At 61.3% G+C, this 13,633-nt stretch carries 16 protein-coding genes; 6 read left to right on the top strand and 10 right to left on the bottom strand.

Annotated features, from left to right (window positions below):
* Positions 1 to 31: 31 nt before the first annotated feature.
* The 5 genes from pdhA to ACR0MO_RS01530 all read left to right on the top strand — a co-directional run bounded on the left by pdhA (position 32) and on the right by ACR0MO_RS01530 (position 4,587).
* Entirely contained in the window at positions 32 to 1,021 is a 990-nt protein-coding gene (gene pdhA / locus ACR0MO_RS01550) for a pyruvate dehydrogenase (acetyl-transferring) E1 component subunit alpha (protein ID WP_480881607.1), read from the top strand.
* 15 nt (positions 1,022 to 1,036) lie between these two features.
* A complete protein-coding gene (locus ACR0MO_RS01545; protein ID WP_480889390.1) occupies positions 1,037 to 2,395 on the top strand; it encodes a pyruvate dehydrogenase complex E1 component subunit beta in 1,359 nt (452 codons plus the stop codon).
* Positions 2,396 to 2,398: 3 nt separating this feature from the next.
* Positions 2,399 to 2,884, top strand: coding sequence for a hypothetical protein (locus ACR0MO_RS01540; RefSeq protein ID WP_170449933.1), 486 nt, complete (start codon positions 2,399 to 2,401; stop codon positions 2,882 to 2,884).
* Between the two features lie 14 nt (positions 2,885 to 2,898).
* Complete coding sequence (locus tag ACR0MO_RS01535; protein WP_170519333.1) at positions 2,899 to 4,197, top strand: pyruvate dehydrogenase complex dihydrolipoamide acetyltransferase; 1,299 nt, start codon at positions 2,899 to 2,901, stop codon at positions 4,195 to 4,197.
* Positions 4,198 to 4,344: 147 nt separating this feature from the next.
* Positions 4,345 to 4,587 carry a hypothetical protein gene (locus tag ACR0MO_RS01530; RefSeq protein WP_170519336.1) on the top strand — a complete coding sequence of 81 codons (243 nt, stop codon included), beginning with the start codon at positions 4,345 to 4,347 and terminating at the stop codon, positions 4,585 to 4,587.
* Between the two features lie 3 nt (positions 4,588 to 4,590).
* On the opposite strand, the gene cysE is transcribed toward ACR0MO_RS01530, so the two are convergent.
* On the bottom strand, positions 4,591 to 5,400 hold the full coding sequence (gene cysE, locus ACR0MO_RS01525; protein ID WP_170449927.1) for a serine O-acetyltransferase: 810 nt from the start codon (positions 5,398 to 5,400) through the stop codon (positions 4,591 to 4,593).
* Positions 5,401 to 5,484: 84 nt separating this feature from the next.
* On the opposite strand from cysE, the gene ACR0MO_RS01520 reads away from it, so the two are divergent.
* Positions 5,485 to 5,823, top strand: coding sequence for a TraR/DksA family transcriptional regulator (locus ACR0MO_RS01520; RefSeq protein ID WP_480889387.1), 339 nt, complete (start codon positions 5,485 to 5,487; stop codon positions 5,821 to 5,823).
* On the opposite strand, the gene ACR0MO_RS01515 is transcribed toward ACR0MO_RS01520, so the two are convergent.
* Genes ACR0MO_RS01515 through ACR0MO_RS01475 form a run of 9 tightly spaced genes read right to left on the bottom strand, consistent with a single transcriptional unit; the run spans position 5,804 to position 13,623 of the window.
* Positions 5,804 to 6,100 carry a DUF7742 family protein gene (locus ACR0MO_RS01515; protein ID WP_170449923.1) on the bottom strand — a complete coding sequence of 99 codons (297 nt, stop codon included), beginning with the start codon at positions 6,098 to 6,100 and terminating at the stop codon, positions 5,804 to 5,806. The genes ACR0MO_RS01520 and ACR0MO_RS01515 overlap by 20 nt on opposite strands.
* A gap of 9 nt (positions 6,101 to 6,109) precedes the next feature.
* Positions 6,110 to 10,057, bottom strand: coding sequence for a baseplate multidomain protein megatron (locus ACR0MO_RS01510; RefSeq protein ID WP_170449921.1), 3,948 nt, complete (start codon positions 10,055 to 10,057; stop codon positions 6,110 to 6,112).
* Positions 10,057 to 10,503: an NlpC/P60 family protein gene (locus tag ACR0MO_RS01505; RefSeq protein ID WP_170449919.1), complete on the bottom strand. Its 447-nt coding sequence runs from the start codon at positions 10,501 to 10,503 to the stop codon at positions 10,057 to 10,059. Before ACR0MO_RS01505 ends, ACR0MO_RS01510 begins: the two co-directional genes overlap by 1 nt.
* Positions 10,500 to 11,387 (bottom strand): baseplate hub domain-containing protein, encoded by an 888-nt coding sequence (locus ACR0MO_RS01500; RefSeq protein WP_170449917.1) that lies wholly within the window; start codon positions 11,385 to 11,387, stop codon positions 10,500 to 10,502. Before ACR0MO_RS01500 ends, ACR0MO_RS01505 begins: the two co-directional genes overlap by 4 nt.
* Positions 11,387 to 12,019 carry a DUF2460 domain-containing protein gene (locus tag ACR0MO_RS01495; protein ID WP_170449915.1) on the bottom strand — a complete coding sequence of 211 codons (633 nt, stop codon included), beginning with the start codon at positions 12,017 to 12,019 and terminating at the stop codon, positions 11,387 to 11,389. Before ACR0MO_RS01495 ends, ACR0MO_RS01500 begins: the two co-directional genes overlap by 1 nt.
* Before the next feature lie 15 nt (positions 12,020 to 12,034).
* Complete coding sequence (locus ACR0MO_RS01490; protein WP_170449913.1) at positions 12,035 to 12,697, bottom strand: phage tail tape measure protein; 663 nt, start codon at positions 12,695 to 12,697, stop codon at positions 12,035 to 12,037.
* Entirely contained in the window at positions 12,684 to 12,893 is a 210-nt protein-coding gene (locus ACR0MO_RS01485; protein WP_170449911.1) for a rcc01693 family protein, read from the bottom strand. Before ACR0MO_RS01485 ends, ACR0MO_RS01490 begins: the two co-directional genes overlap by 14 nt.
* Complete coding sequence (locus ACR0MO_RS01480; protein WP_170449909.1) at positions 12,890 to 13,210, bottom strand: gene transfer agent family protein; 321 nt, start codon at positions 13,208 to 13,210, stop codon at positions 12,890 to 12,892. Before ACR0MO_RS01480 ends, ACR0MO_RS01485 begins: the two co-directional genes overlap by 4 nt.
* Positions 13,210 to 13,623: a phage major tail protein, TP901-1 family gene (locus ACR0MO_RS01475; RefSeq protein WP_170449906.1), complete on the bottom strand. Its 414-nt coding sequence runs from the start codon at positions 13,621 to 13,623 to the stop codon at positions 13,210 to 13,212. The genes ACR0MO_RS01480 and ACR0MO_RS01475 overlap by 1 nt, the downstream gene beginning before the upstream one ends.
* Positions 13,624 to 13,633 lie beyond the last annotated feature (10 nt).

The raw sequence follows: 13,633 nt of genomic DNA, 5'->3' as shown, positions 1-13,633 counted from the left end.
ACTATCTGTCCGAAAGGGGGAGATCGCCACGATGGCTGCGCGAAAAACCACAAAGAAACCAAATGTTTCTGCGGAAGAGCTTAAAACCTACTACCGCGAAATGCTGCTGATCCGCCGATTCGAAGAAAAGGCTGGCCAGCTCTATGGCATGGGTCTGATCGGCGGGTTCTGCCACCTTTATATCGGTCAGGAAGCGGTGGTTGTCGGCCTCGAGGCGGCGGCACAGGACGGTGACAAACGCATCACCTCGTACCGCGATCACGGCCATATGCTGGCCTGCGGCATGGATCCGGGTGGTGTGATGGCCGAACTGACCGGGCGCGAAGGCGGCTTGTCCAAGGGCAAAGGCGGCTCGATGCACATGTTCTCGAAAGAGAAGCATTTCTATGGCGGCCACGGCATCGTTGGTGCGCAGGTTCCGCTTGGGGCCGGTCTGGCCTTTGCGGACAAGTACAAAGAAACCGGCGGTGTTACCTTCACCTATTTCGGGGACGGTGCGGCAAACCAGGGGCAGGTCTATGAGACCTTCAACATGGCCGCTTTGTGGGACCTGCCCGTAGTCTTCGTGATCGAGAACAACCAATACGCCATGGGTACCGCTCAGGCGCGGTCGACCTCGACCAAGGACATCTACCACCGGGGCGAGGCGTTCGGCATTCCCGGCGAGATTGTGAACGGCATGGACGTGCTGGCAGTCAAGGAAGCCGGTGAAAAAGCTGTGGCTCACTGCCGTTCGGGCAAGGGCCCTTACATCCTTGAGGTCAAGACCTACCGCTATCGCGGCCACTCAATGTCCGACCCGGCCAAGTACCGGACCCGGGAAGAGGTTCAGAAGGTGCGCGAACAAAGCGACCCGATCGAGCACGTGCGTGAACTGCTGCTGTCCGGCAAACACGCCTCCGAGGATGACCTGAAAGCGATCGACAAGGAAATCAAAGAGATCGTTAATCAGGCCGCCGAATTCTCGAAAGAAAGCCCCGAGCCTTCCGTCGAAGAGCTCTGGACCGATATTTACGCCTGAGAGGACGACTAAGACATGGCAACCGAAATTCTCATGCCCGCCCTTTCGCCCACGATGGAAGAGGGCACGCTGGCCAAATGGCTGGTCAAGGAAGGCGACACCGTATCATCCGGCGACATCATGGCCGAGATTGAAACCGACAAGGCGACGATGGAGTTCGAAGCAGTCGATGAAGGTATCGTCGGCAAAATCCTGATCGCCGAAGGCACCGAAGGGGTCAAGGTAAACACCCCCATCGCGATCCTTGTTGAGGAAGGCGAAGACGCCTCCGCCCTGCCCGCAGCTGCGCCCGCAGCGGTGGCCGAGGCCGCCCCTGTGGCGGTTGAGGCCCCCGCTCCTGCCCCGGCTGCCCCGGTGGTCGATCTGTCCCCCGACTGGCCCGCCGATGCCGAAATGAAGTCCGAAACCGTGCGCGAAGCCCTTCGGGACGCCATGGCCGAGGAAATGCGCAACGACCAGGATGTCTTCCTGATGGGCGAGGAAGTCGCCGAGTATCAGGGCGCGTACAAAATCTCCCAGGGCCTTCTGGACGAGTTCGGCTCCAAACGCGTGATCGACACCCCGATCACCGAACATGGCTTCACCGGTATCGCGGTCGGTTCGGCCTTTGGTGGTCTGAAACCGATTGTCGAGTTCATGACCTTCAACTTCGCCATGCAGGCGATTGACCAGATCATCAACTCTGCCGCCAAGACGCTGTATATGTCCGGTGGTCAGATGGGCTGCCCCATCGTGTTCCGAGGGCCCAACGGTGCCGCCGCCCGCGTGGCCGCGCAGCACTCTCAGGACTACGCGGCATGGTACATGCAGATCCCCGGCCTGAAAGTCGTCATGCCTTATTCCGCAGCTGACGCCAAAGGCCTGCTGAAATCGGCGATCCGCGACCCCAACCCGGTGATCTTCCTTGAAAACGAAATCCTCTACGGCCGGTCCTTCGACATGCCGCAAGTGGATGACCTGACCATCCCACTGGGCAAGGCGCGCATCTGGCGCGAGGGCTCGGACGTGACCATCGTCAGCTTTGGCATCGGCATGCAATACGCGCTGGAAGCCGCCGACAAGCTGGCCGAAGACGGCATCAGCGCCGAAGTGATCGACCTGCGCACCATCCGCCCGATGGACACCGGCGCGATCATCAACTCGGTGATGAAAACCAACCGTCTGGTCACGGTCGAAGAAGGCTGGCCGCAAGGCTCGGTCGGCAGTTACATCAGCTCGGTGGTGATGCAGGAAGCGTTCGATTACCTCGACGCACCGGTCATCAACTGCACCGGCAAGGATGTTCCGATGCCTTATGCGGCGAACCTTGAAAAGCTGGCGTTGGTGACCACGGATGAGGTCATCGCGGCGGTCAAACAAGTGACCTACCGATAGGCAATGACCCCCGGGAACGTACATAATCCTGCGGGCGTGGACTGGCTTTTCGAAAGCCTCGTCTCGGCGCGCAAGGACAATAACCGCAACCTTCTTTATGTTTGTGCGGCGTTCCTGTTGGTCTCCTTTGTCAGCATCGCGTTCAATCTGGATGCCTTCGACCAGCTTCAGTTCGATCTGCTGTCGGTCGAAGGCAGTCTGACAAGCGCCTGGCCTATCCGGGCCATGCTGTGTGTCGCCTGTGTCGTGTCCTATGCCTCGGTCATTTACATCGTGCTCGAACAGCAGCGCCTGCAGCTGGGCATGGATTATCTGGCCGCCATCGAACACAGCGACGCAGCCGCCCTGGGCCAGTTCACCGAATGGCTTGAACAGAACCATCCACGCGTCTCCAAGGCGCGCTCTGTGGTCGTGGGGGTGTTCGTCACCTTCTGCGCGGCCATTCTCCTGATCGATATCGCAACGCTGATCTACTCATTTTCGAAGTAAGAGGACATGAAGACATGCCCACCGAAATTCTGATGCCCGCCCTTTCGCCCACGATGGAGGAAGGCACGCTTGCCAAATGGCTGGTTAAAGAGGGCGACACTGTCTCTTCCGGCGACTTGCTGGCCGAGATCGAAACCGACAAGGCCACGATGGAGTTTGAGGCCGTTGACGAAGGCACCATCGGCAAGATCCTGATCGCCGAAGGCACCGAAGGCGTCAAGGTCAACACCGCCATTGCAGTCCTGCTGGAAGATGGCGAAAGCGCTGATGATATCGCGGCCACACCTGCCAAGGCTCCTGAGGCGGCCCCAGCCGCCGCGGGTAACGAGGCTGCCGCGCCAGCGGCATCCGAGGCACCCGCCCCTGCCCCGGCGGCCCCGGTCAAGGCAGATGGTGGACGGATCTTTGCCTCGCCGCTGGCCCGTCGCATCGCCGCGCAAAAAGGTCTTGACCTCGCGCGGATCACTGGGTCCGGCCCGCATGGTCGTATCGTCAAGGCCGACGTCGAAGGCGCAACCGCAACGGCCCCTGCCGCTGCCCCGGCATCCGCCGCAGCGGCTCCGGCGGCTGCTGCCCCGGCTGGCCCATCGGCAGATGCTGTCGCCCGGATGTACGAAACTCGCGAGTACGAGGAAATCAAACTCGACGGGATGCGCAAAACCATCGCCGCGCGCCTGTCCGAGGCCAAGCAGACCATCCCGCATTTCTACCTGCGCCGTGACATCAAGCTGGACGCCTTGCTGAAATTCCGCAGCCAGTTGAACAAGCAGTTGGAAGGCCGTGGCGTGAAGCTGAGCGTCAATGACTTCATCATCAAGGCCGTCGCCAACGCACTGCAACAGGTTCCGGCCTGCAATGCGGTTTGGGCGGGCGATCGGGTTCTGCAATTGAAACCCTCGGACGTGGCTGTCGCCGTCGCCATCGAAGGCGGGTTGTTCACTCCGGTTCTGCAGGATGCCGACACCAAATCACTCTCGGCCCTTTCGACCGAGATGAAAGACCTTGCTGGTCGCGCGCGCGAGCGCAAGCTGGCCCCGCACGAATATCAGGGTGGCACGTTTGCAATCTCGAACCTGGGCATGTTTGGCATCGACAATTTCGACGCCATCGTGAACCCGCCGCATGCGGGCATTCTGGCTGTTGGTTCAGGCGTCAAGAAACCGGTTGTGGGCGATGACGGAGAACTGGCCGTTGCCACCGTCATGTCCGTTACCATGTCGGTCGATCACCGCGTTATCGACGGCGCGCTTGGGGCGGAACTGCTGCAGGCCATCGTCGACAATCTGGAAAACCCGATGGTCATGCTGGCCTGAACGAAATTCTCCCGCCGGGTCCAAGCCCGGCGGGAATTTTTGCGATCACCGCCATGATGTGAGCGGGCGTGATCGCCCGGGCAATTGCCTAACACCCGATCCCATACCACCTTGGATGCATAGACAACCCAGATGCACAGGTGCGCCATGGCTTTCGGAACTACCACAAAAACCCTGTTACTGGTCGCGCTGACGGCGACCGCGCTGCCCGCTGCGGCCATTGCCAAGCCCAACAGTTATCCGGGTGAGAATTCAAAGTTCAAATCCAGCGACCCCGCCGTGATCGCCCAGCAAAAAGCCGAGCAGAAACAGCGCTTTGAAGAGCGGAAAAAACGGCGTGAGGAAAGACGGTTCAAGCGGTTGAACCGAAAGAAGAACCGCTTGAACTGATCCTTACTGGTCCTTGCCCAGCATGTGATCCATCGAGATCGAGGGCTGATCGCATCCGGCCTCGCCCACGATCTTAGCGGGAATACCGGCCACGGTTTTGCACGATGGCACGGGTTGCAGAACCACGGACCCGGCCGCGATACGGCTGCAATGGCCGACCTCGATATTGCCCAGAACCTTGGCCCCGGCACCGATCAGAACACCGTTCCCGATCTTGGGATGGCGCTGTTCCTCTTCCTTGCCGGTCCCGCCCAACGTCACCGAATGCAGCATCGAGACATTGTCGCCCACAACCGCAGTTTCGCCGATCACGATAGAATGGGCGTGGTCGATCATGATGCCCTTGCCGATCTTGGCAGCCGGGTGAATGTCGATCCCGAAAATCTCGGACGAGCGCATCTGGAAGAAATAGGCCAGATCGTGCCGGCCCTTGGTCCACAGCCAATGTGCAACCCGGTAGGCCTGCATAGCCTGATAGCCCTTGAAATACAGAATCGGCTGTAACAGGCGGTGGCACGCCGGATCGCGTTCATAAACGGCCATCAAATCGGCCCGCGCCGCTTCGACCAGGCTTGGATCGTCGGCATAGGCCTCATCCACGATCTCGCGCAGGACCATCATCGACATCTCGTTCGAGCACAGCTTGGCCGAAACCCGATAGGACAAAGCCCGGTCAAGGCTGCGATGGTGCAGGATACAGGCATGCACCAGCCCGCCCATCAGCGGCTCTTGCTCCACCGCTTCGGTGGCTTCCGAGGTGATGCGATCCCAAACCGGGTCGACTTGTGTCACATGGCTGCGCTTTCTGAACATAGCTTTTGATCCTTTGCTGCGCCTAGAATGCCATTTAGTGGCAAAAACACCAAACGCAAACCCGTGAACTGCATCGCAACGAAAATGAATGAGTCCCAGCGCCGTTATTTCGAGACACAAATTCGCGAGCGATTCGCCGAATTGGCGGCACTTTCTGCCTCGGGGCAGCAGGCACAGGCTGTAGTGGAATTGGATCAGCAAGCGGTTGGACGGCTCAGCCGCATGGATGCGCTGCAATATCAGGCCATGGCCAAGGCGCAGCAGGCCAACCGGGATATTGAAGCCCACCGCCTGAACGCCGCCTTGCAACGTCTTGAGGACGGTGAATACGGCTATTGCGAGGATTGTGGCGAGCGGATTCCCGATGGCCGTCTGAAGCTGGATCTGGCGGCCAGTAAATGCGTCAGTTGCGCGTCCGGCTGATGTGAAAACGGATCAACTGTCGCAGAACCATCTCAAAACACTGGCAATATTGCACATCGTCAAACCCCGGCTCATCCGCCAGAACCCGTGTACGCGCCGCGGCCATAAGCGAGCCGTTGCCATATAGCGGATGCAGACGCCCGGTTTTCTGAACATGGGCGTCGGCCAGTTCCGCCTCGGTAATCATCTGCACGCACAGGCGCTTGCGGCTAAGGCGCGGCGCGGCCAGCAAGGCCCGCGCCGCCGAACTGAGATCGCCGTGAAGAACCGGACGCATGGCGGCGGTTTACCCAACGGTCGCGCGCGCCGTTGCGCCCGGCCCGAATATGGCCGAGACCTGCGCGACCTCAATCTCAAACGCTCCGGTCACGCCATCCGCGATCCGCATCGCCGTTGAGTAGGTCCAGCGGGGCTGTGTTGAAAGATCCTCGCGAATGACCGTGCCGCCCGAGTGGACCCGAACGAGATAAGACTCGGTCTCTTCGCCCAGCGGAACATCCAGACCAGACCAGTCATCACCGTCCAACCGGGTGCGCCGGACCCATGTCGCCTCATGACCGGCGGAGATCTGACGCACCGCCAAATGCGCGGGGGAATAGGGCCGCAACCCGTTACCGTCAAAGGCGTGAACCAGGTGCTCATAAGCCGGATCATCATAACCGCGCGTTGCCGGTCCGATGCGATAGTGCTTGTCCACGCGCCGCTCGGTCCGCAACAGGTTGATCTGCGAGACGCTGTCATTCAGCAGCACAAAGAGTGAGCCATCGGGCCAGGCATCCGGCATCAAGGCGTCGGTCCCCAACTGGCCCCGCAGCCGCCCGGACAAGGCATAAACACCGGGGCTTTCGAGATAGGCGCTTGAGAACTGGAAGATTTCCCAGTTGCCGGGCGTTCCATCCCCGATGGCCGCCAGATTGAGACCGTTCAGCAAAGACTCGCGCGGTTGAGATTCCAACTGACCGTCAATCAGCCGAACCCGCAGCAACGGGCCTTCATCCCAGACCCCGGCACTTGCGCGTCGCAGGGGCGTTTCAGTCAGACCAATCGTCGCCGGGGCGGTGATCACATCGCTGAGCGAATAGCCCTGATCATTGGTCGAGCTATAGACGGCGGCATTTCCCGGCCATGGGTCCGCTGCAACAGCCAGATACGGCGCGTGCGGCAACTCGGCCCCGGTGATCAGCGGCAGGTCCATGAAGACCGGCAAAACGGGCACCGGGGCCAGATAGGGCCGCACAGTCGGGGGTTCGTCTTCAATGTCCGACAGCTTGTAGACACCGTGTTCAATGCGAACCGCGTCGGCCAGTTGCAACCCGGCGCTTTCCAGCCGGTCGATCCGGTACCGCGCACCGGTGTCATCGTCAGACAACCGCACCACATCCCCCGCCCCAAGATGCATCATGGAGGGCGGCAGCGCAAAACGCGCAGAGTCGCGGGACACCCGCGCCTCGCTCAACCACCGCTCAGCAGTTTGCCGCCCCTCGCCGCGTGTCATCGACAAGGGCATTTCGTTGACCGCGACAGAATGGGTTTTGTCGTCGGGCAAAATCGCCTCTTCCGCCACAATATCGTGGTCGGAATCGGATTGGACAAAACGCAGACGGACCCGACCGGTCATCTCGGCTTCGGCCTCGCGACGATATTCGACGGTGCCGTCAAGATCAGCGCTAATCGCCAGGCGATCCGGATCGACGTCAATGGCGCCAAAGCCGTCCCGCATTTGGAACCGCAACACGCCATCCCGCTCGATCGCGTCGAACCCATAGCGCAGCATCAACGGTTGCAGGGCCGAGCGCGCGTTGGTGACATCTTCGATCACATAGCCCCGCACCACACCGTATAGGCCGCTGACGTCAATATCGGTGACACCTGCGCCATGGCAGATCTCGGTCACGACCGAGGCCAGCGTGCGCGCGCCGGACCGCCCGTTCAGCCAATGGCCACGGGCATAATTCGCCCCATCGCTCCATTTCCCGCGGCGGTTCGGGAAGGCCGGGAACGGTCGCGCATCCCAGGCCCAGACATAGGCGTTCGACAGATCCACCATGGGCTTGCCGTAGACGGGTGATTTTGGATTCACCTGAGGATCGGCCCAATAGGTCAGCATCGCCGTCAGGTACTGAACCTGAATGAAATCGTCGCGCATCCCGTTCGAATAGGCCGGAAGCCGGGATTCCGAGGATTTGGGGTCCAAAAACTTGTTCGGCTGGTTCGTGCCCTTGTCAATGGCGGCGCAGCCCAATTCCGTGAACCAGATCGGTTTCGAGCCCGGCACCCAATCGGTCGGGTTTGCCTGCCTTACGCCATCGATCCGGTTGTGGTGCGTGTTCGACCACCAGTTGCGCAGATCCTTGTACCGCCAGATCCACGGCTCATCATGCTCGCCATCCTCGATCGGAGTGCGAATTTGCGCCACGTCCTCTTCGGGCGATGCATAGTACCAATCATACCCTTCGCCGCCTTCGATATTGCTGCGAAGGTAGTCCAGATCGTAGATCGACGGCGCGCCTGCGGCGGCATCCAGATGATCCTCGCCGTCGCGCCAGTCGGACAGGGGCATGTAATTGTCGATGCCGACAAAATCGATGTCATCATCTGCCCATAAGGGATCGAGGTGGAACAGCCGATCACTGGTGCCGGGTGGCTGATAGCCGAAATACTCGCTCCAATCCGCCGCATAGCCGATTTTCGTGTTTGGACCCAAAATCTTGCGCACCTCGGACGCCAGCGCGCGCAGCTGCGCCACCGCCGGGAACCCGTCGGCACCGCGGATCTGAGTCAGGCCTCGCATCTCGGACGCAATGCAGAAGGAATCGACCCCACCCGCGGCCTTGCACAACGCCGCATAGTGCAGAATGAAGCGGCGAAGGCCCCATTCCTGCGGACCGGTATAGGTGACAACGCCGTCGCCAACCACAAAATCGCTGGCGCGTGCCGTCCCGAAGAACTGCGCCACCTGCACATCCGCCGAGATGGTTTGATCCGGTGAACCGGTACGTCCCGGCGCGATATTCAAGGTGATGCGCCCGCGCCATGGCAGGTGCGGCTGGTTGGCGTTATCAGACCAGGGGTCAGGCAAACCGTTGCCCTTCAACTGCTCCATCAGAATGAACGGATAGAACATGACCCGCTTGCCGCGCTGTTTCAGGTGCCGGATCGCCTCGACCACAGAAGCATCCGCCGGGGTTCCGCCATAAACCGGGCGATTGTCGTCATGCGCTACGATCTGAGCGTAACTGCGCCGGACGCCCGAGACACGCCATGGCATCCCCTGTCCATCCGCATCCCGACGCTCGACCTTTGGCCGAATTTCGCAGGACGCGCAGCGCAGATCATCCCCGAACCACGAAACGATAAGCGAGGCGGCGTCGCATCCCGGCAGTTCCCGTCCCAACGCCCGCGTGGACGACACCAGATCGGTCCGACCTGATGCCGAGCTGACATTGGCCGGTGCGTTCTTGCCGTAGCCCAGCGCATAGTTCACTTGCTGACTGGCCAGCGCATATTCACCCGTGCCGGGCATCAGCGCGACGCCCTGCACCAGTTGGGGAAGCGAGGTTTCATAGTCTGGCATGTCGCTCTGTGAGGGACGCACAACTTCGAAAGAGAATTGCGGGACGCGGTTGCCGAACGCGGCAAGCTGAAAATCCTCGATCACCACATAAGCCGTACCGCGATAGGCCGGAACATTTCCCGCGCCCTCAATCGCCTCGATCAGCGGGTCCGGCAACTGATTTGCCGTACCGCGATAGATGCGCATGTTCAGGCTGTTGTGCTCCAGCTCTTCCCCATCGGCCCAGATACGCCCGACATCGGCAATCGTACCGACGCCAACGGCAATCGCCAGCGAGATCGAGTAGCTGTAGGTGACGGTCGTAACCTCGGGGGCTTTGGGCTTGCCTTTGCCACCCCCGCCGCCTTCGGTGGTTTCACTGCGGGTTTCCAGAAAGTCCGATGCCCAGATCACCTGCCCGCCGACCCGCATCCGGCCAAACACGGTCGAAACCGGGGCACCCTCGCCTGTCTCGGTCAGGCGAAACCGGTCCATGCGGCCGGTTTCCACCACTTCACTGCCGCCGCCCATGACGGATTGGCTCAGAAATCTCTGATCAATCACACGTCCCAGTGTGGCCCCGACGGCGCGGCCAATGATGGCAGTCGAAAGGCCCGCAACCGTACCACCGATTGAGCCGCCCAGCGCAGCCCCGGCTGCGGATAATAGAATAGTCGCCATCAGCGGTCCTCCAACGGGAATTCAAAACAAGCGACCACGCGGCGACGCCACGGATCGCTGAGTGCGTTTTCCACAACGCCATATCCGGAATAGGCATGAATGAATCGCGGGACCGCGCCGATGCCGGTCACAATCCCAAGATGCTTGGCAACGCCAGCGTCACGCATGCGGAACAACACCACATCCGCCGGGGCCAGATCCGCGATTGGCTTTTCGGTCAGATGACGCTGCGCCGCCGCCCACATCCGTTCCTCGCCCTGAGGTTCGGACCAATCCATGCTGTAGATCGGCACCTCTTCGGGCTCCTGCCCGATTTGCGCCCGCCACACACCGCGCAAAAGCCCCAGGCAATCCGTGCCCGCCCCCTTGGTCGAGGCCTGATGGACGTATGGCGTACCAAGCCAATCGCGCGCCTCGTCCACGATATCCTGTCTGTTGGGCTTCACCGCCTGCTTCCCCCTTTGTTCGGATTGCTTTTCTTGGGCACAGCCATCATCCAGTCTTCGCCCGGAAGATCAGGGAACCCTTGGAAATTCAGCAGGTTGTTGAACTTCAACCGGCAGGTGCGCATGCGTTTGTCACATCCGGCGGTCAGACGGACGCGGTCGCCCAAGGCAAGCCCGCCGCCAATGCTGGACCACATGGTGATCTCTCGCCCACCGGCAGTTTTCTGATCCGTCTTGATCGAGGACCAAAGCCCACTGGCAGATCCGGACAGCACGTCCAGACGCCCGCGCTTGAACCACCCGGACGCAAAGGCCGCTCCACCCGCCAGTCGGATCTGAGTGCCCCCGTCGAACCCGACGATATCCGCTTCAACCCAGAAACCTTCAACTTCTGTATTGAACCGGCAGGACCGGTCGCCAAGGACGGCGGTGCAGGGCTTTTGATACACCCGCCCCACGGGCCGGTTCAGCAAATCCGTCAGCCCGCGCAATTCGGCATGAAAAGCACCACCAGCGCGCCGCAACTCACCAATTGAACCGCGAAACTGCAAAATCCGCTGGTCCGGATTGGCCCAATTGACCAGCCAGGCCCGTACCTGAGCGCCATCGAACCGACCGGCTTCAATGTCCTCTTCGCGCACAGCTGCATCGGACAACGCACCCATCGCTTCGGTATTGTCGATTGACAGGCCGGTGGCCTGCTCGATGGCGGCGGCGGTCAAGCCGGTGCTGGCCTTGAAGGTCAGACCCTCGAAGGTCAGCGCCAAATCGTGATCGGTGAACCCGTATTCCTGCCCATCCGTGCGCGTTATCGCCCAGCAGCGGCAAACCGTGGTCAGCCCGCTTTGCAGATGACCATGCAGTCCCTGAACATCTCCGGCCATCAGACACGCACCTCGACCACGGGAACATTCGGGACGTCACCGGCCTGAAAGCTGGCCACGCTGGTCTGGATCTTGTCAGTGTCGAACCGGACCGGCACGTCAAACTCGTACCCTGCCGTGATCTCGACCCCTTCGGGTGGCGGATCAGAAAAGGTCACTAAGCCGGTGTTCAGATCGACCTCAAAATCCACGCCCTCGCGCACGGCGTCCTGATCCAGCCCCAGCACAACTGTGCCCAGAACCGGCTTGGTGATCGGACGCATATAGCTGACGCCGCCGGATGTATAGGTCTTGACCAGTTGAAACGCGGCGCGCACCCCGTCGCCCAGTGCGATGACCTGATCATCCATCGCAACATCTGCCGAGGCCACGCCGGACTTGAAATCAGACCAGTCCTTCCAGCGGAAGCCGAACATCTGCCCCTGTCGCGCCTCGAAGAAGGAAATCAGCGTCTCGATATCGTCCAGTGAGCGCATGCCCAGCCCCGCATCATAGCGACGGCGCGAATGCGCCCAGGGTGTGTTGCGCTCTTCGAACCCGTTGGCCAGCGTCACGATATCGGTGCGCCTTTCTGGCCCGCCGACCGAGCCAAAGCTCAGGCTGGCCGGAAATCTGACCTCGTGAAAATTCATGATCTGCTCCCGGAATTATCTGTTGCGATTGCCGCGCCCCAGGGCCCGGCTCATCTGTGCCGCGATCTGGCCCTGGCTGCGGCGGAACCCCTGAACGTCAGGTGTTGTGATGTTCATGACGACATTGACCGCGCGCCCACCGCCCGAGGTGCGCACGCCCAGCTTGCCATCCGGCCCGCGGGCCAAGGGCATGATCGCCTCGGGGCCCGCCTCACCCATCAGCCCCGTGCCGCCCCGCATCGGGAAGGTGGTCGGGCCGCTGATCACGCCGCCATTGGCAAAGGGCATCACGCGCCCCTGACTGAAGCTGCCGCCATCGGCAAAGGGCAGAACCCCTTGCACCACGCTGCCGACTGTGTTGGCCAGCAACCCGCCAAAGTGATCCGTCACCGGCTTGATCGCTGCCGCATAGGCCGTCTGGATCAGCGAGTTCTTCAACACGTCCAGCGCATCCGACAGGTTCATCCCGTCCAGCACAACGCCGTCAAAGGCCTTGCGCAACCCGCTGGACATGCCGCGTTCCAGCGTGGCGACATCCTTGCCGGTTTCTTCAAAAGCTGCGCTGATGCGCTTCATCTGCCCGTCAAACGCCGCTGCCATGCTGGCCGCATCACTCAGCGAGTCGCCCAGTGCCTCGCCCCGTTCCTGCAGGTCGTCAAACCCGTCACGATCCGTCATCACGCTCTCCTAGTTGCTTGTCCGGGTAGGCCGCCAACAGCGCGTCCAGTCCGGCGCGGTTCATCGCGGGAATCCCGGCGCCTTGCCCCAGCATCAGCCGCAGCTCGGCAGGGGTCAGACGCCAGAACTGTTCCGGCGTCAGGCGCAAGCCGACGAAACCGGCCCGCATCAGAACAGGCCAGTCGAACCCGCTCATGCGCCACCCGGCACCATGAAGGCCCGCGCCAGTAGTTCTGCCGCCGCTTTTGCGCCTGCCATGGGGCCGCCTGTGATCTCGGCATGCATCACATCGGCCCGCGCCACATCGGCCCCACCGCCGCGCAATCCGGCCACGATCAGCGCCAGCACATCACTGCTGGAATAGGCCCCACCTTCGAACCGCTGCACCAGATCGACCAGCGACCCGGCCTGCAGTTCCTGCTCCAACTCCGCCAAGGCACCCAAAGTCAGTTTGAGCACCCGCCGCTCCCCATCGATGGTCAATGCCACCTCGCCCGTCCACGGATTGGCCATCAGAGCGCCGTGAAGCTCAGCGCACCGGCGCTTGCCAGGCTCATCTCATAGGTCGCCTCGCCATTGTGCGAGCCTGCGTATTCGATGCCGGTCACCTGAAACGGGCCTTCGACAATGCCGAAATCGGGAATGATCACCTGAAAGCCCGGCGTCTCACCATCAAAGAACAACTGCCGCGCGCGCTCATCCGTGCCTTCGTCCCGAAACACGCCCGAGCCCGAGATCGAGGCCGACTTAACCCCCGCCCCCGACAGCAACTCACGCCAGCCGCCCTGGCTTTCCAGCGTTGTCACATCCACACTTTCCGCGTTGAAACTGATCCGCGTGGCGCGCAGGCCCGCGATGGTCTCGAACAGGCCCGTGCCGTTCATATCCACTTTGACCAACAGGTCTTTTCCGTTCTGGGCAGCCATGTGCTCTCTC

It is taken from the genome of Ruegeria sp. K5, assembly GCF_056531805.1.
Note: the sequence above shows the minus strand (reverse complement) of the source record. Positions and strands in the feature narration are given on the sequence as shown.

What these genes read in the sequence shown, in the direction of transcription:
- pdhA (WP_480881607.1), top strand. Translation starts at nt 32, where the DNA reads ATGGCTGCGCGAAAAACCACAAAGAAACCAAATGTTTCTGCGGAAGAG.
- ACR0MO_RS01545 (WP_480889390.1), top strand. Translation starts at nt 1,037, where the DNA reads ATGGCAACCGAAATTCTCATGCCCGCCCTTTCGCCCACGATGGAAGAG.
- ACR0MO_RS01540 (WP_170449933.1), top strand. Translation starts at nt 2,399, where the DNA reads ATGACCCCCGGGAACGTACATAATCCTGCGGGCGTGGACTGGCTTTTC.
- ACR0MO_RS01535 (WP_170519333.1), top strand. Translation starts at nt 2,899, where the DNA reads ATGCCCACCGAAATTCTGATGCCCGCCCTTTCGCCCACGATGGAGGAA.
- ACR0MO_RS01530 (WP_170519336.1), top strand. Translation starts at nt 4,345, where the DNA reads ATGGCTTTCGGAACTACCACAAAAACCCTGTTACTGGTCGCGCTGACG.
- cysE (WP_170449927.1), bottom strand. Translation starts at nt 5,400, where the DNA reads ATGTTCAGAAAGCGCAGCCATGTGACACAAGTCGACCCGGTTTGGGAT.
- ACR0MO_RS01520 (WP_480889387.1), top strand. Translation starts at nt 5,485, where the DNA reads ATGAATGAGTCCCAGCGCCGTTATTTCGAGACACAAATTCGCGAGCGA.
- ACR0MO_RS01515 (WP_170449923.1), bottom strand. Translation starts at nt 6,100, where the DNA reads ATGCGTCCGGTTCTTCACGGCGATCTCAGTTCGGCGGCGCGGGCCTTG.
- ACR0MO_RS01510 (WP_170449921.1), bottom strand. Translation starts at nt 10,057, where the DNA reads ATGGCGACTATTCTATTATCCGCAGCCGGGGCTGCGCTGGGCGGCTCA.
- ACR0MO_RS01500 (WP_170449917.1), bottom strand. Translation starts at nt 11,387, where the DNA reads ATGGCCGGAGATGTTCAGGGACTGCATGGTCATCTGCAAAGCGGGCTG.
- ACR0MO_RS01495 (WP_170449915.1), bottom strand. Translation starts at nt 12,019, where the DNA reads ATGAATTTTCACGAGGTCAGATTTCCGGCCAGCCTGAGCTTTGGCTCG.
- ACR0MO_RS01490 (WP_170449913.1), bottom strand. Translation starts at nt 12,697, where the DNA reads ATGACGGATCGTGACGGGTTTGACGACCTGCAGGAACGGGGCGAGGCA.
- ACR0MO_RS01485 (WP_170449911.1), bottom strand. Translation starts at nt 12,893, where the DNA reads ATGAGCGGGTTCGACTGGCCTGTTCTGATGCGGGCCGGTTTCGTCGGC.
- ACR0MO_RS01480 (WP_170449909.1), bottom strand. Translation starts at nt 13,210, where the DNA reads ATGGCCAATCCGTGGACGGGCGAGGTGGCATTGACCATCGATGGGGAG.
- ACR0MO_RS01475 (WP_170449906.1), bottom strand. Translation starts at nt 13,623, where the DNA reads ATGGCTGCCCAGAACGGAAAAGACCTGTTGGTCAAAGTGGATATGAAC.